This is a genomic window from Edaphobacter dinghuensis (assembly GCF_014640335.1).
In the GTDB taxonomy this organism is placed as follows: Bacteria; Acidobacteriota; Terriglobia; order Terriglobales; family Acidobacteriaceae; genus Edaphobacter; species Edaphobacter dinghuensis.
This window is the reverse complement of record NZ_BMGT01000003.1, coordinates 961,376-982,400: the sequence shown is the minus strand read 5'-3', so window position 1 is coordinate 982,400 and position 21,025 is coordinate 961,376. Positions and strand designations below refer to the sequence as shown.

The following is a 21,025-nucleotide window of genomic DNA, read 5'->3' as shown; positions in this document are numbered from 1 at the left end:
ACCTGTCTCCAAAACGGCTTCCCTACAAAAACTGGTAACGATAGAACGGAATCATGTCCCGACCAACAAAGCTCTAGACACCTGACCTATTACAGATCACGAAAATGACTGGTCTGTCCATTTCTCAACTACAAATCAGGAACTGGAGAACTTTAAGGGGCAGGAGAGCTGCTTGTCAAGAAAAGTTTTCAATCATCGTCCATCTCCAAAAAGTGCGAACGACAAAGAGTTTGCAGAATTTTGCAGCATTAATTGGAGAAAATTTATCAACCCGAGTCGATTCGGCAGACTTCAACCGATGGTAACCGCCATCCTTGGATCGGATACCTGGTAATTACTTATTCGGATTGTGTGGAAGGACCAATTTAGCAACAAGGTCAAAGCAAGATCATCTATCCAGCGAAAAAGTAGAGGACTGCGGCTGGAAAACCGCAATGAGGGATAAAAGGCGGCAATCGGTATCTCAATAGAGATGAGCGTAGAAAGCGTCCATCGATTTCCGGACACACGCTTCTGAATCAATCGCCGTATTGTTCTCCAGGCATGGTTAGGCCTTGCTTTACCTCATACAGTTCGGTCGCGTAGTGTCTCGTGTGATCGACAATCAGCGTGCGCCCGTCCGGGCTGATCGAGAAGCCGGCTATTCCGGACTCGGAAAGCGGAGGAAGATCGCGCAGATGAGCAACGACGTGGGCATGCTTCGCAGTAGAGTCGATCTCGAAGAGGTCTGAGACAGACAGGTCGCTCTGTGACACCGCGAGATACACGCGATTGCCAGCAATCGCAAGATTATCCACAAAGGTCGCGCGGCCGGCAACATGAAAGATCTGCTCGGTCGAGCCATCGATAAGGCTTCTGCGCCAGAGTGAAAGCTGTGCGTCCTGCTCGATGAAGTAGAGCCAGCGCCCGTCGCTCGATGGAAGAAAGCTCGATACTGCCTCGACGAACAACGGTTCGGCTCGGCCCGTACCGTCGGCATGCATGCGCCATATCCGCGATGTGCCGTCGTCGTTTGATGAGTAAAAGAGATACCTGCCATCAGCGCTGTAAACAGGATTGAAGTCGCGATGGCGCGTCTCGGTGAGTGTACGCATGCTGCCACTGGCGAGGTTATACACCATGATGTTCGTGGCGCCATCTTTGCGAAAGCTGAATGCGAGTGAACCGCCGTCAGGTGCCCAGGAGGGGATGAAAACCAGGCCTTCGCCGCGAAAGTGTGTCAACTGTACCGGCGCGCTCGAGCCTGTGCGATAGAGCCAGAGTTCACCCCATCCCGTGCGTGTGCTGACAAATGCAATGGATTTTCCATCTGGAGAGTAGGCGGGGGAGGAGTCGGACTTATCCGATGTCAACAACAGATGTGCATCACCACCTGTCGCGATTGGCTGCTCCATCAATTCCGTGACTAGCTGCCTATGTTCAAAGACCAGCGCACCGCTAGGAGAAACTGCTGGATTGATGGCGTCGAAGTCAGCCGGCGTCACTGGCTGCGGCATACCGCCATCTTTGGCAATCTTCCATAGCCCATAAGGTTCAGTCTCACTTCGCTGGGTACCGTAGAGGATGGAACGGCCATGATCGATCCATGCAATGCCACGTACCCCTTTGGTATCGAAGGTTAGTCGTGTCGCGGGTTTTACCTGCTCGCCTTCGACCGAGACCACGTAGAGATCGCCGAGGCCGCCGCGCCGAAATGCAATCCATCGACCGTCGGGCGAGAACTTCGCATCGATATCTCCACTTGAGTTTACCGGCGGCGAGGTGACGAAGGTACGCTCGCCTGTCGCGATCGAGACCAACACGATACGCATCGGATTGCCTGCAATGGGTTGCTCCGTGGTCAGCAAAGACCGGCCATCCGGTGACCAGTCGAGCGCAGGATGATCCTCGAGAATTGGCCAGTAAGAGACGAATCTGCCCACGACGCTCAGGGCCCTGGTCGCGAGGTTGAAGCGCACAATCTCGAAGTGCGAAATGTCGATGCGACGTACGAAAGCGATCTCGTGGTTATCAGGCGACCACACTGGCCTCGTCTCCGAAAGTGAACCTTCGGTCAGGCGCACGGGCGGAGTTTCGTTGCGTACATTCTGAATGTATATGTGCGACGTATCTTCACCGCGCGGAATCATGGCCGCTGCCAACCATTTGCCGTCAGGCGACCACGAAGAATCGGTCGTGTTTCCGGCAAAGAGATCGACGGGGCTCAAGGCGTTGAATGATGCGGCGGCAACGTGCCGTTGTCCCCACCATATCCAGACGATGGCAAAGCCCACCAGAGCGGCAAAGATTACGCCGGTCATTAACTTTAGTTTTCGTAATGCAGGCTCGGCAACTCGTGCGCTGGTCGCAAGATGATGCATCGAGGAGGCTCTGCAATCATAGAGAGATGCTAGACGTTCGTCCGGAAGCTGCTCTCCCCAATCTGCGAACTCGGTTCTGCGAATGGGAAGCGTTCGAAGAATCTGCGGAACATAGCCGCCTTTAGGCAGGTTAATCCTGATCGGGTCGTTTACACCGGTTGTGCGATAGTACTGATCAAGCTTTTCGCGCACTCGTCGCGCATGCACACGTACGATGGGGTCGACCTTTGGATCGTAATCCGCCGCGCGCAGGAAGACCTCAATGGCAATCGTCGTCTCCTTTAGATCGGAGGTCTCGCCACGCATCGCGCGCCCAACGCAGAACTCAAGAAACTGTCTTGACCGTGCAGCACTAACGAAGATCGACGACTCCAGAATGCGCTGCATCTGAGCGTCAACTTCGCCATGTCGGATCATAACCAAAGGTTAATCATCGAACGTTAATATCTGTTGAAGGGCTTTATCCCCGCGTGTAACCCCATTTTACGGGCCGATACGACGCATTTTCCTCAGGAGACTGCCAGATTGAAGGCATGAGCCTCTACATCGCTTCTCCAATGAAATCCTTGCAACCTTCTTCTCGCCGCACATGGATCGCGTCTGTTCTCTTCGGTCTGCGCATAGTTCTATGTTGTGTCCTGTCAGGCGTTGCGGCCTTCGCGCAGAGCAGCGCTGTTAACGGTCACGTCATGGATAATGCCGGCCTCCCCGTCGAAGGCGCGGCCGTCACAATCACCAGCTATACCACCAGCGAGACGCGCTCAGTCACAACGAACCACGATGGCTACTTCCTCTTTCCCCCCATCGCACCGGGCAACTATGTGCTGCGCGCTTCGGCCCCGAGCTTCGCAAAGTTCACTCTCGAAAATATCAAGCTCGAGGTTGGCAGCTCCCGCTCGGTCGACGTCACACTCGCGCCCGAGAGCCAGTCACAGAGCATCCAGGTCAACGCCACTGCACCCGAGCTTGTCACCGATCATCCCGATCGTGGCAATGTGATCGAGAGTGAGTTTGTACAGAACACACCGTTGAATATCCGCAATCCGCTGCAATTGGTAAATTTTGCACAAGGCGTCACCGCCTATAGCCCAGAGTCCGGCAATAACGACCAGAGCCAGGCATATACCAATACCTTCCGGATCAACGGTAGCAAGCTCTCTACCACTGAAAGTCTCTTAGATGGTGCAGCAAACACCACACTGTATGACTACAACGCCATCGCCGATGTTCCGCAGGTTGACGCCATACAGGAGTTCAAAGTGTTGACCACCGCCTACGCACCCGAGTGGGGGCGCACCAGCGGAGGTATCGTCACCTTTGCCACCAAGTCCGGCACCAATCAGCTCCATGGCAGCGTCTTCGAGTATCTGCGCAACAGTACGCTCGATGCCAACAGCTACAACTCCGATGCCGCTGGTCTCAAAAAACCGCACTTCCAGCGCAACCAGTTCGGCTATGCGCTCGGCGGTCCGGTCATTCTGCCGCGTTTTTACAACGGCACCAACCGCACCTTTTTCTTCTCGACCTTCGAGGGGCTGCGTCAAAGCCAGGCTGGCAGCTTTCTCGGCACCGTACCCACCGCGCTTGAGCGCAAGGGAGACTTCTCTCAGACCCGCGATGCTAACGGTAACCTGATTGTCATCTACGATCCGCGTTCGACCATGCTTGACCCTACTGCTCCTGCTGGCACGACGCGCTACATTCGTACGCCTTTTCAGGGCAACGTCATTCCCTCGCAGTTCCTTGATGCGACAGGAGTCAACATCCTCTCGAACTATCCATCTCCCAACCAGCCCGGACAGGGGCTCAGTTCGGTGAATAATTATTTTTCAAACGCGACGACAGCGAGCAACCAGAACATCGTCAACCTGCGCATCGACCATCGCATCAATGACGCGCACTCGATCTTCGCCCGCTTCAACTGGTTTCAGCGTAACAACATCTATCCTGACCCTTACGGCAACGGCCTTTCATACGAGCCCGGCAGCCAGCGACTCCCCGGCTACAACATTATGGGCGACCATACCTGGGTGCTGAATGCCAATCTCGTCTTCGAACATCACTTCACCTATGCTCACCAGGAATCGAACCGCACGCCAGAGTCGCTTGGATATAACCCGACCAAGCTCGGTTTCAACAACAATGTAGTTGCAGGTCTCACAGCGCTCAGCTTCCCTGTAGTTACAGCGAACCGTATCAGCAGCATCGGCCCCGAAGGTGGTCTCGAGACCGACTTCGGTACTGTTTACCAGTACGCCGCCGCGCTCTCACAGCTCAAAGGCAAACACTCGCTGAAGTATGGCTTCGACTTCCGCTACTTCCCCACCGGACTGAACATTGCGCAAGAGGTTTCGGTCACAGCGAACAGCAACTTCACTGGCGGCCCTAATCCACAAGCGGCCGTAGGCGATTCAGGCTCAGGTATCGCAGATCTACTACTAGGCACAGGTACGGTTACAAGCGGCTACGCACCCGGTTTTCTTTACAGCCATCCGTACTACGCCTTCTACGCGCAGGATGACTACCACATCACGCCGAAGCTGACTCTCACCTACGGCCTGCGCTATAACCTCGAATTGCCCGATAAAGAGAACAAGAACCAATACGTCTTTCTTGATCTGGCATCGCCATCGCCACTCAACTCAAAGGTCAGCTCGCTTGGCAATCTCACCGGCGGTCCGGGCTTCGTTGGCACTAACGGCGTAGGTCCGCGCCTGCAGACTGCACAGAAATTAAACTTCGACCCGCGCGTCGGTTTCGCATATCGCTGGAACGAACAGACAGTAGTACGCGGAGGTTTCGGAATCTTTCATGCGCCGCCCGCGGATCTCGCCAATGCGAGTGCAGGCTTCGCAGCCGCTACTACATCGAACCCGGCACTCGCTAACGGTGTCACTCCACAGTTCAACCAGGCCAATCCTTTCCCCAACGGGCTTACGCAGCCAACTGGAAATTCGCTCGGGCTGAATACGCTCGTCGGACAAAGCATCTCCGGTATTCCGCGCCAACAGAAGATCAGCTACAGCGAGCAGTGGTCGCTCGATATACAGCGGCAACTGCCCGGCAACTTTGTCGTGACGCTCGGCTACGTCGGCAACAACGGCCTGCATCTATATACGCCGGTCAACTACAACCAGCTTCCCGACGCAGATCTCTCGCTCGGCTCCAAGCTCCTTGCCACCGTGCCGAACCCCTTCTACGGAGTCATCACGGACCGCACCTCATTGCTGAGCGCGCCAACAGTGCAATATGGTCAACTGCTGCGACCACATCCGCAATTCCAAAATATGACCGCGACGTCGAGTGTTGGTCAGTCGTCGTATCACGCAATGCAACTCTCAGTGGAACACCGCTTCTCCCAGGGCCTCGCTCTTCTGTTCACCTACACGCATAGCAAAATGATGGATGACGTCGGCGACTACTTTGTCACCGCGCAAGCGCAGGACAATAACTGCATTCCCTGTGAGCGCTCGATCTCACAGCAAGACCTGCCCAACGTTATCCGCCTGAGCGGTCAGTACGAGCTTCCCTTCGGCCACGGCAAACCCCTCGCCAACCAAGGATGGGTTAGTCAGGCCGCGGGTGGATTCACCCTAGGCGCGTTCTTCACCTACGATGATGGTGCACCAATCGCTGTCTCGAGTCCCAACTTCTCGAACTCTTTTGGGGGTGGCACATCAATGCGTCCCAATGTCACGGGCCTTTCGACTGCAGTACCTGGCGGACGCACCATGAAGAATGGCAGCTACTACTTCAACCCCGCTGCCTTTACTCCGACACCATCGTTCCAGTTCGGTAACGCGCCGCGTTATCTGGCCAACGTACGCGCCCCGGGCACGAAGAACTTCGATATGCTCGCAGCCAAAAAACTCTTCTTCACAGAGCGATATGCGCTGGACTTCCGTATGGAGTTTTTCAACGCCTTCAACCGCGTCCAGTTCGCCGGACCAAATACAAGCATCGCATCGTCGAGCTTCGGTCAGATTTTCCTGAGCCAGGCCAACACACCGCGAGAGATACAGGCAGGACTTCGCCTCAGTTTCTAGTCGCAATCTAGCTCCCAGCTATACATCGAAACTACCACTGGCCGGGTAGCGAGATACGAAATGCAACGATGCGCCGTGGCTTCAATAAACAACCAAACATACACCCTGAGAGGATTACCTTATGTTGAAACAGATTGTTGCGACTGTTTTTTTCGTCGCCGCTTCCACATTCGTACATGCCGACATTACCCATCTTGACTGCACCCAAATCGGAGTCGACAAATACAAGCTCAGCTATACCCTCACCGGCGACACTCATGCGGTCACGATCTATGCGAGCACCGATGCTCAGCACCCTGTCGGTCCCGCACTTCTCAAGACCGGCGAGTCTACCGCAACAGTGCAGGCAGGCAAACCCGGCGAGCGAGTCTTCTTCTTCCTCAAGGCTGATAGCGGAGAACAACGCGAGGTATCCATCCGCCATCTTCCGCTTGAAGGAACACCTAACTTCCGCGACCTCGGCGGCTACGAAACCACTGACGGTCGCTTTGTGCGCTGGGGAATGCTCTATCGTTCCGGCGTTCTGACCTACCTAACGCCAGCCGACTATAACTACCTCAATCAGATTGGTATCCATGCCGTCTGCGACTTTCGCACCCCCAGCGAAAATGCTGCTGCTCCTGAAACCTGGATTCCCGATGCCCAGGTTGAGCATATATCTCTGCCCATAGGCACCGACGAAAAGAATCAGGACGCCACCGCGTCCATGCGCAAATTGCTCGCTACCAACCCGACGCCCGATCAGCTTCGTGACTGGATGACGAAGATCTACGCGAACTTCGCCTTCTCCGCTGCACCTGAATATGCCCAACTCTTTGCAAAGCTCAAAGATGGATCACTGCCGTTGCTCTATCACTGCACCGGAGGCAAGGATCGCACGGGGGTTTTCAGCGCGTTAGTTCTACTCACCCTCGGCGTACCCGAGCAGACTGTGCTCAATGACTATGCTCTGACCAATCGCTATATCAGAGAGGCTGGCCCAGACGCGCTCAAAAAAATGACGGCGGCAAGCGGGAACAGCGCCAGCTTCATGACGAAGCTAACTCCCGAGCAGCAGAAAGTCATGATGGCCGCCGATCCCGAATACCTCCGCTCCATGCTTCGAGCAATCGACACGAAGTATGGCTCCTTCGACAACTATCGGCGCACAGCGCTTCACGTCTCCGACGCGGATGCAGAGACACTGCGCAACCGTCTACTGACCAATTAGTCCTCGATATTGTGCAAGCGTGACCGATGAGCCGTTCCCAGATAAGCGGCTCATCGGTTCTCGTAAGTTCATACTTTCAAAATCTATGCTGTCCAAAATATCGTTATTGCACCCATGCATCCCGCAGAAACTCGAAGCTGCCTGATCCACGTTGTCGAATGCCCTGAACACGCCGTGTGTGCACCACCTCGTTGTTCGGGTACCAGAGCGGAATCGATGGCAGATCCTCAGCGAGAATCTGTTGCACCTCAATGTATTCGACACGGCGCTTCTGCTGGTCGGTCTCCGATGCAGCAGCACTCAATAAAGCGTCAAGCTTCGGGTTGGAGTACCGTCCGCGATTGCCTCCTCGCGGCGGAAAGCTCTCCGTCGCATAGGCGTAGTGGAAGATGTCGGGGTCTTCGTTGCTGTCGATCCACTTGAGTGCATACATCTGGAAGGCGCCGCGCGTGACATCGGAGTAAAAGGTTCCAAACTCCGCCGAGCGTATATTCAGGCGAATCCCAGCTGTCCGCAGCTGCTGCTGCAACACCATCGCCATCAGACGAGTCGACTCATCTGTGCTTGTTTTCAGCGTGATCGTCAGACGCACACCGTCTTTGCCCGCATGAAAGCCTGCTTCGTCGAGCAGGTGCTGCGCACGCGCAACATCGTGCGGATACTGCACCATCTCCGATTCGTTTGCCGCGGCCCAATGCCCGATCGGCAGCAGTGTATTCGCAACCCTCGCCTGATCGCGCCACAGGTCGTGCACGATGGCCTGCCGGTCGATGGCGCAAGCCACCGCTTGCCGCACACGCTTGTCCTTCAACAAAGGATCGGTCACATTGAAGGTGAGGTAGAAGGCCTGCGAACCGAGACCTGTTTCCACCTGCAGATTGGGGTCGCGACGAAGCTGGTGAACCATGTCGAGCGTCAGAACATTGCTGGCGAGATCAGCCGATCCCTTCTGCAGCTCCAACGCACTTGTGATTGCATCGGGCACCACTTCAAAACGAACCTGCTCGACGCGATGCGCGCCTGCGGGCGGCGGTGGAGACTGCATCCAATAGTTCGGGTTCCGCTTGAGGATTACGTCTTTGTCCTGCACGGCACTTACAAACTCAAAAGGCCCCGTCCCTATTGGGTGTAAGCCAAAGTCGCTTCCAGTGCCGCTGGGCACGACACCGAAGAGGCCGTCGCTCATATTGAAGAGCAGTCCCTCATCAGGCCGCTTCATGTGCACTACAACAGTCAGCCGATCGCGCGCCTCAGCCTTCAGCACAGAGGCGAAGTTGCCGCTCTTCCCCGTCACCAGCGTTCCATCAATAAGACTGTTGATCGTGTAGGCCACATCATCAGCCGTCAGCGGTTTGCCGTTGTGAAAGTACACGCCGTCGCGCAGATGAAAGACCCACGTCAGCGCGTCAGGCTGCTCCCAACTAGTGGCGAGCCACGGTCGCAAATTGTAATGTTCGTCCTTGCGTACCAGCGAATCGAAGATGAGGCTGCCAAGCCGAGCCGATTGCGCGTCAGTTCCCTGCCGCAGATCGAGGTTGTTGGGGCTGCTCTCAATGACCATCACTACGGTTCCGGGAGTGTCGTTCTGCGAGCGGCAACCAGCAAGCACGAAACAGATGAACAACAACAGCCAACTGCATGACGAGACAAATCTTCGCGCCTTCTTTGCACCAACGTGCCTGCTCGCGAAGAAGACCGGCGGCGTCATCCGTGAGTCACCTTGCCCAGCACGACTGGCCGTTTCGCTCCTGTGGCTGCGACGACGTTTCCGGCAACACCGTTCCACGTCAACCACGCCAGCATTGCGAACGCTACCGCTTCTTTGGCTTGTCCCGGAACACCCAGCTCCCTCATCAACCGTATCTTTACTCCGAGCGGTTGCAGACGCTCGCCAAGCATCGTCATCAGCGCAGCGTTCTTTGCGCCGCCTCCGGCGACCACGAACTCCGTCTTAGCCAACGGAGCGGCGGTTCCCAGGTGCGCCCAAACAAATCTTTGATAAGCCTGCGATACCGACTCCGCGGTTAAGGCCGTTGCCGTTGCGACGATATCCGCATCGTTCGCGCGTGCCTTTCGGCACACCGAAATAACGTGTGAGACGAAGTCGGCTCCGAACTGTTCGCGCCCGCAGCTCTTAGGAGGTGAAGCAGAGAAATACTCTTCAGCTAAAACGCTCGTCAATACAGAAGAGATAATCCTCCCTTGCCGCGCCACGGCTCCGCCGCGATCAAAGGCCTTTCCGCGAAGGCGCTGCATGCAGGCATCGATCACCATATTTCCCGGACCGGTATCGAACGCCATGACGCCGTCGATGGCACAGCCTGCCGGAATGGCCGTGAGGTTTCCGATGCCACCAAGATTCTGCAGGACTCGGTTTACCTTTGCAGACCGAAACATCACATAGTCCAGCATAGGCACCAGAGGCGCGCCCTGTCCTGCTGCTGCCATATCTGCTGGGCGAAAATCGCTCACCACCGGCACGCGCAGGCGCTCAGCAATCACACTTGCCTCGCCCATCTGCCATGTGCATCGGACTGGAGATCCTAAATATTTTTCCGCTACCGCCTGGTGGTAGATCGTCTGTCCATGACATCCAATCAGGTCGATCTTAATTCCCAAGCGTGTGCTCGCCTTTTCCACGCAGTCCGCATAAATCTCGCCCAGTCTCCAGTTCAGCCGCGAGAGGTCTGCCACAGACGCATTCTTTGCATCCATCGCTGCGAGCACCGCCGCTCGTACTGCCTTTGAATAGCGAAACCCGGCGTGGCCAAGCAACTTGATTCGGGGCGAGTCTCCATAATCTCTGGCAGCAGAGATTCTGCACAGAGCCACGTCCACTCCGTCCGCCGAAGTTCCGCTCATCACGCCTGCTACCACCATTGACTTCGGCATCGTCACCCCTTCAACTCGCGCTGCAACTCGGCCAGCAGGTTCAGCGCCTCACGTGGAGTCAAGCCGTCCACATCGACCTCGGCCAGGCGATCCACAATCTTCTGCGACAACGGCGTAAACATCGTCATCTGCAATTGCGGCGTCGATGGCGCAGACTCGCGGACCTGCTGTGTCTCTGCGCGCTCGTGCACCTTCAGCACCTCGCGGGCGCGAGTGATCACTGGCGTTGGCAAGCCAGCCAACCGCGCTACCTCAATGCCATAGCTCTTGCTCGCAGCACCCGCCTCGACCGTGTGCAGAAACACAATCCCCGATTGCGTCTCTTTCACCGTCACCCGCAGGTTCGTCAGCCGCGACAACCGCTCGGCCAGCAGCGTCAACTCATGGTAGTGCGTGGCAAACAGCGTGCGCGCGCCGATACGATCGTGCAGATACTCAACCGTCGCCCATGCGAGAGAGAGGCCGTCGTAAGTGGCCGTTCCACGACCCATCTCGTCGAGCAGCACCAGGCTTCGGTTCGTCGCAGTGTTCAGAATCGCCGCCGTCTCCGTCATCTCCACCATGAAGGTCGAGCGGCCACGCGCCACGTTGTCGCTTGCGCCGATGCGTGTATAGATACGATCGACGAGCCCTACTCTCATGCGCTCTGCCGGGACGAAGCAGCCACACTGCGCCATGATTACAAGCAGAGCGCTCTGGCGAAGATAGGTACTTTTGCCGCCCATATTCGGTCCAGTAATCAACAGCACCGCAGGTCCCGCATCTGCGTCGAGATGCACAGAGTTCGGCACAAAGCGAGTGCTGCCACTCTCTTCGAGCCGCCGCTCCACCACCGGATGCCGCGCTCCGGCAAACTCGAGCACGCCGCCGGCATCGACTTCAGGGCGTGTCCATCCGCGGAGCGCCGCCAGATGAGCAAAGCAGCCAAGCATGTCGATCTCTGCCACGCGACGCGCTGTATCTCGCATGCGCTTTGCAGCGTCGAGCAGCTGCCGCCGCAGCTCGGCAAACAATCTGCGCTCGATCTCGCCGCTGCGTTCCTGCGCGGTCAGAATTTTGGTCTCGTACTCCTTCAACTCAGGGGTTGTGAAGCGCTCCGCATTGACGAGCGTCTGCTTCCGCTCGTAGTCGGCGGGGACCGACTTTGCGTTCGCTTTGGTCACCTCGAGGTAATAGCCAAAGACCGTGTTGAAGCGAACCTTCAGCGATCCAATCCCCGTGCGTTGCCGCTCGCGCTCTTCGATCGCCACCAGCGCCTGCCGTCCGCTACGCGACAACTCGCGCAACTCGTCCAGTTCCGCATCGATTCCCGCGCGAATCACGCCGCCGTCGGCCAGAGACACGGGAGGCTCATCCGCAATAGAGCGCACGATCAGCTCATGTAGGTCTTCCATCGCATCGAAGCCGGCGCCAGAATCGGGTGCCCCATGTCCCGCCTCTGGGACATGGGTTTCCGCAGCAGCGACGCCACTCAGCTTCCGCCAGAGCCCAGCTTCAAACAAATTCACCGCAGCCAAAATCCCCGGCAAACATCCCAGCGTTCCCGCCAGAGCCATCACCTCGCGCGGTCCCGCCGAATCGAGCGCAATCCTGCCCAGCAGACGTTCCAGATCGAGCATGCCGTTCATCGACCGCCGCAGCTCTTCGCGCTTGCGCAGATCGGCAGTCGCCTCTGCCACCGCCTCCAATCGAGCCTTGATCTCCGACAGATCACTCGAAGGACGCAGTAGCGTGGACCTCAACAGGCGTTTGCCCATCGGCGTGCAGCACGCATCGAGCGTATAGAACAGGGTTGTCTGTGCAGACTCGCCCGAGAAGAGCGGTTCGACCAGCTCGAGATTTCTTACGCTGACCGCGTCGAGCTCAAGGCACGTCGATCGCTCATAAAACCGCAAGCCATCGATGTGCTCGAGACCTCCCTGCTTGGTCGCGCGCATGTAATGGAGCAGTGCGCCTGCCGCTATCGCCGCAGCGTCGTGCCCGCTCAGTCCTATGCCATCGAGCGACTGCACGCGAAGCTGATTTCTAAGCAGCGGCACGGCATAGTCGGCGGTAAAGACCCAATCTTCAAGCGGTGTCTTGGTTCGAATCGCATCGAGTCCAGCCGAGCTCTCCTCCTCCTCTTCCAGACCGGGTGCCCCGCGTCCCGCATCTGAGACGTGGGTTTTCGGATCGCCATTACTCTCCGTGCGACCGCGTGAAACTTTCTCATCCTTCACAAAGCCGAGGACCTGTTTTTTCCCCGCTATCCCGGTCAGGCCATTCTGGGCATAAAGCAACTCCACCGGCTTAATTCTTCCCAGTTCATCGACGGCCAGCGCCCAGCCATCTGCGCCTGAAAATTCGGTGGCGCGAAACTCTCCCGTAGAGAGATCAATCAGTGCGAGCCCGACGCATCGATCGAAGACTACGACGCTGGCCAGGTAGTTGCTCTGCTCCGCACCCAATGCGGGATCGACCGCGGTCCCCGGCGTCAGCACCCGCGTCACCTCGCGGCGAACAATCGTCTTGGTCAGCTTGGGATCTTCGATCTGCTCGCAGACGGCGATGCGGTAGCCCTTACGCAGCAGCCGCTGAAAATAACCCTCCGCCGAGTGAAAAGGAACGCCGCACATCGGCTGCTTCTTCTCTTTGTCACGTGCCGTCAGCGTCAGTTGCAGCTCGCGCGAAGCGGTAATCGCGTCCTCATAGAACAGCTCATAGAAGTCGCCGATGCGGCAGAACATCAGGCAGTCGGGATACTGCTCCTTCGCGGTGAAGTACTGCCGCATCACCGGCGTCAGGGTCGAGTCATTTGTCGTTTCAGTTGCCATAAACAGGAATGGCCAGAATACCGCACCCTTGCGCTCGCCGCTGCCTTCCTTGGAAGTTGCCGACGGCGTGAAACCTTGCAGCAAGCTGGCTGTAGAACCAGCGCATAGTATTCTGCTACTGGATACCGCTCCCAACCCAAGCGGGCGCATCGCCGCCTTCGGCTCACCAAAAGGACAGAAGCGATGAGTGAAAAACCAGTTGAAGAGATCGTATTTGGCCGCATAGCGCCCTGTATCGCCGTGCGGGATATTGAAGCAGCGTTTGCGTTCTATTCACAAGTACTTGGCTTCAAGAAGATATTCGAAAACAGAAGCCCGGTCGGCTTTATGGTGCTCAAAAAGGATGCTGCCGAGCTGCACCTCAGCCAGAAGCGTGATCATCAGGCTACGGTCGTGAATGTGGCCCACATGTTTGTCGATGACGCGGCGGCTCTTTACGCCAAATGTCAATCCGCAGGGGTACGCATCATCAAGTCCCTTGCGGAAAAGGACTATGGCCAGCGGGCCTTCGTCTTCGCCGACCCAGACGGCAACCGCATCGATGTAGGCGAACGGACTCGATAAGTACCGGCAGTGCCCGATGAAGATATTTCTCAGGCACTGTCCTCTCTTTATTTCGAGGCCGATGTCTCAGGCACCAGTTTGATCTCAAACAGCTTCGGCCAGAGCTTTCCAGTCACGAACAGGCGATCGTTCTTCTGGTCATACGCAATGCCGTTCAACACCGCATTACCATCCCTCGGTTCATTCCCCAGCAAACCGCTCAGATCGATCCACGCGATCACCTCGCCCGTCACTGGAGAAATACGCGCGATCCTGTCCGTCTGCCACACATTCGCATAGATCTCGCCGTGAATGTACTCCAGTTCGTTCAACTCCTTGACCGGCTTCCCGCCATCCGATACCGCAAGCGTCCGCACCACCTTAAACGTCACCGGATCGAGAAACCGCAGCACCGGCGTTCCATCACTCATAATCAAATTCTGGCGGTCATGCGTCAGCCCCCATCCCTCGCCCTTGTACTCAAATGTCTTCACCAGACGCATGCTAAAGCGGTCATAGACAAATCCGCGATGCGCCAGCCACGTCAATTCGATCAAATTGCTGCCCCAGTCCGTCAACCCTTCGCCGAAATATCTGTCCGGCACCTTCACCGATTGCAGCACCCGCCCCGTAGCCAGATCCACCGCCCGCACCGAAGATCGCCCATTCAACCCCGTCCCCTCGTAGAGCATCCCATCGATCATCACCAGCCCCTGCGTAAACGCCGAGCCATCGTGCGGATAAGCATGCACCACCCGATACCCCTCTACCGGTGCACTCGCCCCCGCCGCAAACCCCACCGCAACATCCGCCACAAGCAACACCACAGCAAATAACAAGAATCGGAATCCAGCTAATTTCATTGCAATTCTCAACATCCTTGCACGCAGAGAGACATCCCTAAGACTAGCCGAAAGACGTAACCGCCGCTCAAGCCCTCCATACCCGATATACTTAAGTTTCGCCACAAAGCGAACGAACCAACCATGTCCCTCCTCTGGCTCAGAGTCGCGGTCCTCCTCTACGCGTTTGCCTCGCTCGCCGTCCTTCCGGCGGCGCTGTACGACCGTCCCCGCTGGCGTCACATCGCCATCCCCGCCACCACAGCAGCCATCTTCTTCCACTTCGTCTCGTTGATGGAGATGCTCAACGCCGCGCACCACCGCCTCCCCGTCGACACCCACGAGACCCAATCCTTCCTCGGCCTCGTCCTCGCGCTGGCCTTCCTCTTCATCTGCGCCCGATACAAAACCGTTTCCCTCGGCATCTTCATCCTTCCCATCTGCTTCCTCCTTGGCCTCATCCCCGCCTTCCGTCCCGGCGAAGAAGCGACCTACTTCCCTCACCTGCACACCGGCTGGATCTTCCTCCACGTAGCACTCCTCCTCGCCGCCTACGCCGCCTTATTCCTCTCGCTGCTCGCCTCCCTGCTCTATCTCGTGCAGGAGCGCCGCCTCAAGCAAAAGTCTCCCGCCTTCAAGTGGCTGCCCCCACTCGAAACCACCGACCAGATCGCCCTTAAGACACTCCTCTTCGGCCTTCCCTGCATGACCGCCGGCCTGCTGATCGGTTCCGTCATCGCGCAACAAACCATCGGCTCGACCTACTTCCTCGACCCCAAGGTCCTGCTCTCCTTCGCCATGTGGCTGGCCTACATCGGCATGATCTTCATCCGCCGCCACTCCGGCCTGCGTGGACGCCGCGCCGTCTACCTCTCCAGCTTCGTCTTCCTGGTCGTCCTCGCTGTATGGGCAGCCAACCAACTTTCGGCCGTACACAGGTTCACCGCGCCATGACGAAAAATCCCACAGCGCCGGGCTCACCTGTTGTCATCCTGCTCGGCATCAATCACAACACCGCGCCCATCGAGGTCCGCGAGCGCCTCGCCATCGCTCCCTCGCGCCTAGCCGACGCCACTCGCGCCCTCGCCCATCAGCCCGGCATCCGCGAAGCCATCATCCTCTCCACCTGCAACCGCGTCGAGCTGCTCACCGTACAAGATACAGCCCAGCCCGAAAACCCTGGCACCCTCAACTTCCTCTACGAATACCTCAACATCCCCGCCAGCGATCTCCAGCCTCACCTCTACGAGTTCCGCGAGCGCGAAGCCGTCCGCCATCTCTTCCGCGTAGCCAGCTCGCTCGACAGCATGGTCGTAGGCGAGCCGCAGATTCTCGGCCAGGTCAAAGAGGCCTACACCACAGGCCGCGAAGTAGGCGCAGTAGCCACCACGCTCGAAGGTCTGCTCCAACGCGCCTTCACCGTAGCCAAGCGCGTCCGCACCGACACCCAGATCGGCTCCAGCTCCGTCTCCATCGCCTCCGTGGCCGTCGATCTCGCCCGCAAGATCTTCGACACGCTCGAAGGCAAGACCGTCCTTCTCGTCGGCGCCGGAAAGATGTCCGAGCTCGCCGCACGTCATCTCATCCAACAAGGCGCAGCCTCCATCCTCGTCGCCAACCGCACCCAATCGCGGGCCGAGCAGATCGCCAAAGAGTTCAACGGCCAGATCATCCCCTTCGAGCAACTCTACGAACAGGCCGACCGCGCCGACATCGTCATCACCTCCACCGGCGCGCCACAAAAGATCTTCAGCCGCTCGCACGGTCAACAATTTCTCCACCGCCGCCGCAACCGCCCCATGTTCTTCATCGACATCGCCGTTCCCCGCGACGTCGATCCCGGCATGAACGAGGTCGAGGGCTGCTTCGTCTACGACATCGACGATCTCCAGCAGGTCGCCCAGGCCAATCTCGCCGACCGCAGCCGCGAAGCCGAAGCCGCCGAGGCCATCGTCACCCGCGAGGTCGACAAGTACCTCCAGCGCCTGCAAACCCTCAACGCCGTTCCCGTCATTCAGTCGCTACAGCAATACGCCGAAACCATCCGCCAAGCCGAGCTGCGCCGCTCTCAATCCAAACTCGCCAACCTCACTCCCGACCAGCGCGAAGCCGTCGAAGCCCTCACCCGCTCGCTGACAGCAAAGTTCCTCCACCACCCACTCACCGGTATCCGTCAGGCCGCCCAACAAGGTGACGCCCAAACCCTCGCCGACATCCAGCGCCTCTACACCGGCCAATCCGACCCAAAATCAGACCCCACAGAAGACTAAGAGTCCCACAAAAAGCTCGTCATTCTGAGCGCAGCGAAAAACACCCACATTTCCCATCGCTTTTGCCGTTGCCTCTGCCATCACTTTTGCCGTTGCCTCTGCCGTTGCTTTTGCCGTTGCCTCTGCTGTTGCCTCTAGGTACGCCAAGGCTTCAGCCTTGGCCTCTCAAAACAATCAAGGGAAAGGGGGCTTTAGCCCCTGGGGTATGTCATCGAATCCCATTGTTGTCACTCTTCTCCACCAACCACAAACCCACGTCATCTCGACCGGAGCTGCGGGGTCCCCGACGAGCTTGCTCGTTGGGGTGCAAGCGCAGCGTAGTGGAGAGACCCTGTATTTCGTCTTGAATACCTTTTACCCGCGCTCTCCGGAAAGAGCCGGCACGTTGAACTCAACGCAGCATATTGAGAGGTCAACCCGCAATCTCAAAAATAGTTGCGTTCGATTAGCGCGCTATCTCCTGCTATTTCAATAGCTTCCAAACCTCTTCCCTGTGACCTTTCAGTCATCGCCGCATCTAAAGTAAAGAGGTTGCAACAATGTCGACACCAAACTTCAAAGCGCTCTTGGTTCTCTCTCTGGCGACTCTGTGCGCGCCCGCCTTCGGCCAATATGGGCAGAACGCGAACCCAGCCAGCCCCGGCACTCTTAATTACGTAGAAGGACAAGCCTCGATAGAAGGCCACCAACTCTCCCGTCGTTCCGTAGGCCGAACCGAGATGCAGCCCGGCCAGGTCATTGCCACCGCCAACGGCAAAGCTGAGATACTCCTCACTCCCGGCATCTTCCTTCGCCTCGGAGACGACAGCACCGTGCAGATGGTCTCGCCCGATCTGACCCACACCGAAGTCAGGCTAGAACGCGGCAACGCCAGCGTCGAGGTCGACCAGATCTACAAGCAGAACACCGTCCTCATCGATCTCCCCAACGGCCAGACCCAACTGCTCCAGCATGGCCTCTATGGCTTCGACGCCAACAACTCGATCGTCCGTGTCTTCGACGGCAAGGCTGCCGTCTATCCCGGGCAGAACCTCCAGACCAACATCAAACCCGTCGAGGTCAAAGGCGGCCGTCAGCTCGTCCTGAACGGCGAAGCCATCAAACCGCAACGCTTCGACAAGGATCAGGCCAAGAACGACGACCTCTATAAATGGAGCAGCCTCCGTTCCGCCTACCTCGGTGACGCCAACATCGATCTTGCATCCTCGTACGCCGGATACGGTGGTTTCACCCCCGGCTGGTATTGGGCAGGCGGCCCCTTCGGCTACACCTGGCTCCCCGGAGACGGAATGTTCTGGAACCCCTTCGGCTTTGGCTTCTACTCGCCCTACTACATCTACGGCGGCGGCTTCGTCTATCGTCGTCCCGGCTTCTATGGCTACCGCGGAAACTATGGATACAGCCATCCTCATCCCGGCCCCGTCAGGGGTGATAACGGTCACGTCGTCGCTCACCCCAGCGGAGGCTACCAGGGAGGCGGAGGCGGCTTTCGCGGCGGCAGTGCAGGCGGTGGCGGCGGCTTCCACGGTGGTGGAGGTGGCGGCGGCGGACACCGCTAAACCACAAAGCCTCTATCTGCCGGCTGATCTCTCAGCCGGCAGATTTTTTTTGCCGCCTGACCGCCCCATACCAGCATAAGAAAACTTGACAAATCCTCCCCGCAGATCAGGGCTGTTTAACGCAGCCAACGAAAAAGGTCTGTACCCTTGTCTGGACTTAAGCCTTTTCTTTTGAAGACTTTTGGACTTTAAGTACAGGGGGTGGGGACCCACCTTCAAAAGTCGAAAACTATCGCAATTAACCAAAATGCAATCACTCGCCTACAATCAAAACAAAACCTATGAGCAGCGAATTTAACCACCCCAAAAATCCTATCCGCATAGGTTCACGCGGCTCCCAGCTTGCGCTCTGGCAAGCCAATCACATTCTCTATGCCCTGCGCGACGCTGGTTATCACGTCGAGCTTGAGGTCATTCGCACGACCGGCGATCGCATGCAGCAACCCGGCTTTGTCGCGCCCCCAAACCTCGATGGCAAAGGCATCTTTATCAAGGAGATCGAGGAAGCGCTCGAAGAAGGTCGCATCGATCTCGCCGTCCACAGCCTCAAAGACCTGCCCACAAAACTCGCGCCGCAGTTCACCCTCGCGGCCATTCCCAAACGCGCCGACGCCCGCGATGTCTGGGTCTGCGAGCCTTATTGGTCGCTCAACACGCTGCCCCTGAACGGAAAAATCGGCACAACAAGCCCGCGCCGCCGCGCCCAACTTCTCGCCCTGCGTCCCGATGTCGAGTTCGTCGACATTCGCGGCAACATCGACACGCGCCTCAAGAAGCTCGAAGCTGGCCAATGCGACGCTCTGGTTCTCGCCGCCGCCGGTCTCGACCGTCTCAAGCGCGCCGAATGGGTGCATCATCGCTTCTCCCCCGAAGAACTTTGTCCCGCGCCCGGTCAAGGCGCGCTGGCCATCGAAACCCGCAGCACCGAGCACGTCATCGACGAAGGCCGCGACGCGTACATTCGTCAGGCAGTCGCCTGCTTCAATCATCCTGAGACGCGCTTCTGCGTCGAGGCCGAACGTGTCGCCCTTGACGCTCTCGGCGGAGGCTGCTCAATTCCCATTGGCATCCACTGTGTTCCGGAGTTCGAAAAGTGGCGCATGTTTGCCCAGGTGCTCGCACCGGACGGCGAAGCCATGATTCAGATCGACACTGCCGCCCCCCTCGACACAACGGCAGAATGCCTGGGTCGCTGGGTGGCCGACGATCTGAAGTCGAAGGGCGCTTTGGAATTGCTAAATGCCTGAGAATCCATTAAGTTGAACCGCTTCCCTGATCCGGCAACGAGCGCAACAGCTTATCTCGCAAGATTTTGCAGCTTTATGCCAACCGCACTCGAGGGTTGAAATATTTTTGTCAAGGGTGATGTTGTAGCATCAGACAACGGGTGTGGACGAGTACATCAGGCACCCAAAGGAAAGACTTCAAATGAGTGAGATACATGGTTTGGCTGTGCACGCGGCCGGTGCGCATTTGTTGCCCTATAAGTACGACCCAGGTGAGTTGCAGGCGAACGAAGTCGAGATCAAGATCTCGCATTGCGGTGTGTGCCATAGCGATATCCACCTGATCGACAACGACTGGGGATTCAGCAAATATCCATTCATCCCAGGCCATGAGATCGTGGGAACAGTAGTTGCCGTGGGCAGCGGCGTACCAGACCGGAAGGTGGGAGACCGGGTCGGCGTGGGCTGGCAGGCGGATAGCTGCGGTGTGTGCGAGTGGTGCCGCCAGGGCGATGAGCACCTCTGCGCCAAATCGCAACCCACTTGCGTCGGGCGCAATGGAGGCTACGCGGACAGGATTCGCGTCAATGCTCGATTCGCGATTCCGGTGCCCGCAGTGCTTGAGAGCGAAAATGTGGCTCCGCTGCTATGTGCGGGAATTACGGTCTATAGTCCTCTGCGAAATCATGGGATCCGTCCGTCGTCTCGTGTGGGCGTGATTGGAATTGGCGGGCTGGGGCATCTCGGAATTCAATTTGCCAAGGCGTTTGGCGCCGAAGTGACGGCATTTTCGACCTCGAAGGACAAAGAAGCAGAGGCGCGGGAGCTGGGAGCACATCACTTCCTGAACACGCAGGACACGGGAGCGCTGAAGAAGGTCGCGGGGTCGTTCGATTTTCTGCTCTCGACCGTGAGCGCGGACCAGGACTGGCAAGGGTATGTGAATGCGCTTCGTCCCAAGGGAATGCTCTGCGTGGTCGGCGTTCCTCCGTCGCCGATACAGATTCAGGCGTTCTCGCTGCTGGGAGCGCAAAGGGCTATCTCAGGAAGCCCGACCGGCAGCCCGCGTGATCTTTACGAGATGCTGGATGTTGCTGCGCGCCACGGAGTCAAAGCAATTACCGAGCGCTTTGCCATGAACAAGGCAAACGATGCCGTGGCGAAGGTGAAGAAAAATCAAGTGAGATACAGGGCGGTTCTGGCCAACTAGCATGGCCGTGTGAGATGAAAAGGCGAGAGCTTCGGCTTTCGCCTTTTTTCGGAG

The 21,025-nt window shown here is 57.6% G+C and carries 13 protein-coding genes; 8 read left to right on the top strand and 5 right to left on the bottom strand.

Annotated elements, in window-relative coordinates:
- Positions 1–518 precede the first annotated feature (518 nt).
- On the bottom strand, positions 519–2,777 hold the full coding sequence (locus tag IEW09_RS15935) for a beta-propeller domain-containing protein (protein WP_188555153.1): 2,259 nt from the start codon (positions 2,775–2,777) through the stop codon (positions 519–521).
- A 149-nt stretch (positions 2,778–2,926) separates the two neighbouring features.
- Here IEW09_RS15935 and IEW09_RS15930 point away from each other — a divergent pair, with 149 nt between their 5' ends.
- Together IEW09_RS15930 and IEW09_RS15925 are read left to right on the top strand one after the other, a co-directional pair.
- Positions 2,927–6,406 carry a TonB-dependent receptor gene (locus IEW09_RS15930; protein ID WP_188555152.1) on the top strand — a complete coding sequence of 1,160 codons (3,480 nt, stop codon included), beginning with the start codon at positions 2,927–2,929 and terminating at the stop codon, positions 6,404–6,406.
- A gap of 121 nt (positions 6,407–6,527) precedes the next feature.
- Positions 6,528–7,616: a tyrosine-protein phosphatase gene (locus IEW09_RS15925; RefSeq protein ID WP_188555151.1), complete on the top strand. Its 1,089-nt coding sequence runs from the start codon at positions 6,528–6,530 to the stop codon at positions 7,614–7,616.
- Positions 7,617–7,719: 103 nt separating this feature from the next.
- Here the strand turns inward: IEW09_RS15925 and IEW09_RS15920 are convergent, their stop codons facing one another.
- The 3 genes from IEW09_RS15920 to mutS are packed head-to-tail and all read right to left on the bottom strand — an operon-like array spanning position 7,720 to position 13,321.
- A complete protein-coding gene (locus IEW09_RS15920; protein WP_229739370.1) occupies positions 7,720–9,324 on the bottom strand; it encodes an ABC transporter substrate-binding protein in 1,605 nt (534 codons plus the stop codon).
- The gene (locus IEW09_RS15915) at positions 9,321–10,508 is read right to left on the bottom strand and encodes an anhydro-N-acetylmuramic acid kinase (RefSeq protein ID WP_229739369.1); all 1,188 of its coding nucleotides are present in this window, start codon (positions 10,506–10,508) and stop codon (positions 9,321–9,323) included. The genes IEW09_RS15920 and IEW09_RS15915 overlap by 4 nt, the downstream gene beginning before the upstream one ends.
- Positions 10,509–10,510: 2 nt before the next feature.
- Entirely contained in the window at positions 10,511–13,321 is a 2,811-nt protein-coding gene (gene mutS / locus IEW09_RS15910; RefSeq protein ID WP_188555150.1) for a DNA mismatch repair protein MutS, read from the bottom strand.
- A gap of 183 nt (positions 13,322–13,504) precedes the next feature.
- On the opposite strand from mutS, the gene IEW09_RS15905 reads away from it, so the two are divergent.
- Entirely contained in the window at positions 13,505–13,885 is a 381-nt protein-coding gene (locus IEW09_RS15905; RefSeq protein ID WP_188555149.1) for a VOC family protein, read from the top strand.
- 47 nt (positions 13,886–13,932) lie between these two features.
- Here the strand turns inward: IEW09_RS15905 and IEW09_RS15900 are convergent, their stop codons facing one another.
- A complete protein-coding gene (locus tag IEW09_RS15900) occupies positions 13,933–14,727 on the bottom strand; it encodes a glutaminyl-peptide cyclotransferase (RefSeq protein ID WP_229739368.1) in 795 nt (264 codons plus the stop codon).
- A gap of 123 nt (positions 14,728–14,850) precedes the next feature.
- Between IEW09_RS15900 and ccsA the strand changes: the two genes are divergently transcribed.
- The 5 genes from ccsA to IEW09_RS15875 all read left to right on the top strand — a co-directional run bounded on the left by ccsA (position 14,851) and on the right by IEW09_RS15875 (position 20,971).
- Complete coding sequence (ccsA, locus tag IEW09_RS15895) at positions 14,851–15,660, top strand: cytochrome c biogenesis protein CcsA (protein ID WP_188555147.1); 810 nt, start codon at positions 14,851–14,853, stop codon at positions 15,658–15,660.
- A complete protein-coding gene (gene hemA / locus IEW09_RS15890) occupies positions 15,657–16,976 on the top strand; it encodes a glutamyl-tRNA reductase (RefSeq protein ID WP_188555146.1) in 1,320 nt (439 codons plus the stop codon). The genes ccsA and hemA overlap by 4 nt, the downstream gene beginning before the upstream one ends.
- Positions 16,977–17,515: 539 nt before the next feature.
- Complete coding sequence (locus IEW09_RS18805) at positions 17,516–18,535, top strand: FecR domain-containing protein (protein ID WP_188555145.1); 1,020 nt, start codon at positions 17,516–17,518, stop codon at positions 18,533–18,535.
- Positions 18,536–18,816: 281 nt separating this feature from the next.
- Complete coding sequence (gene hemC / locus IEW09_RS15880; RefSeq protein ID WP_188555144.1) at positions 18,817–19,782, top strand: hydroxymethylbilane synthase; 966 nt, start codon at positions 18,817–18,819, stop codon at positions 19,780–19,782.
- Between the two features lie 181 nt (positions 19,783–19,963).
- Positions 19,964–20,971, top strand: coding sequence for an NAD(P)-dependent alcohol dehydrogenase (locus IEW09_RS15875; protein ID WP_188555143.1), 1,008 nt, complete (start codon positions 19,964–19,966; stop codon positions 20,969–20,971).
- Positions 20,972–21,025 lie beyond the last annotated feature (54 nt).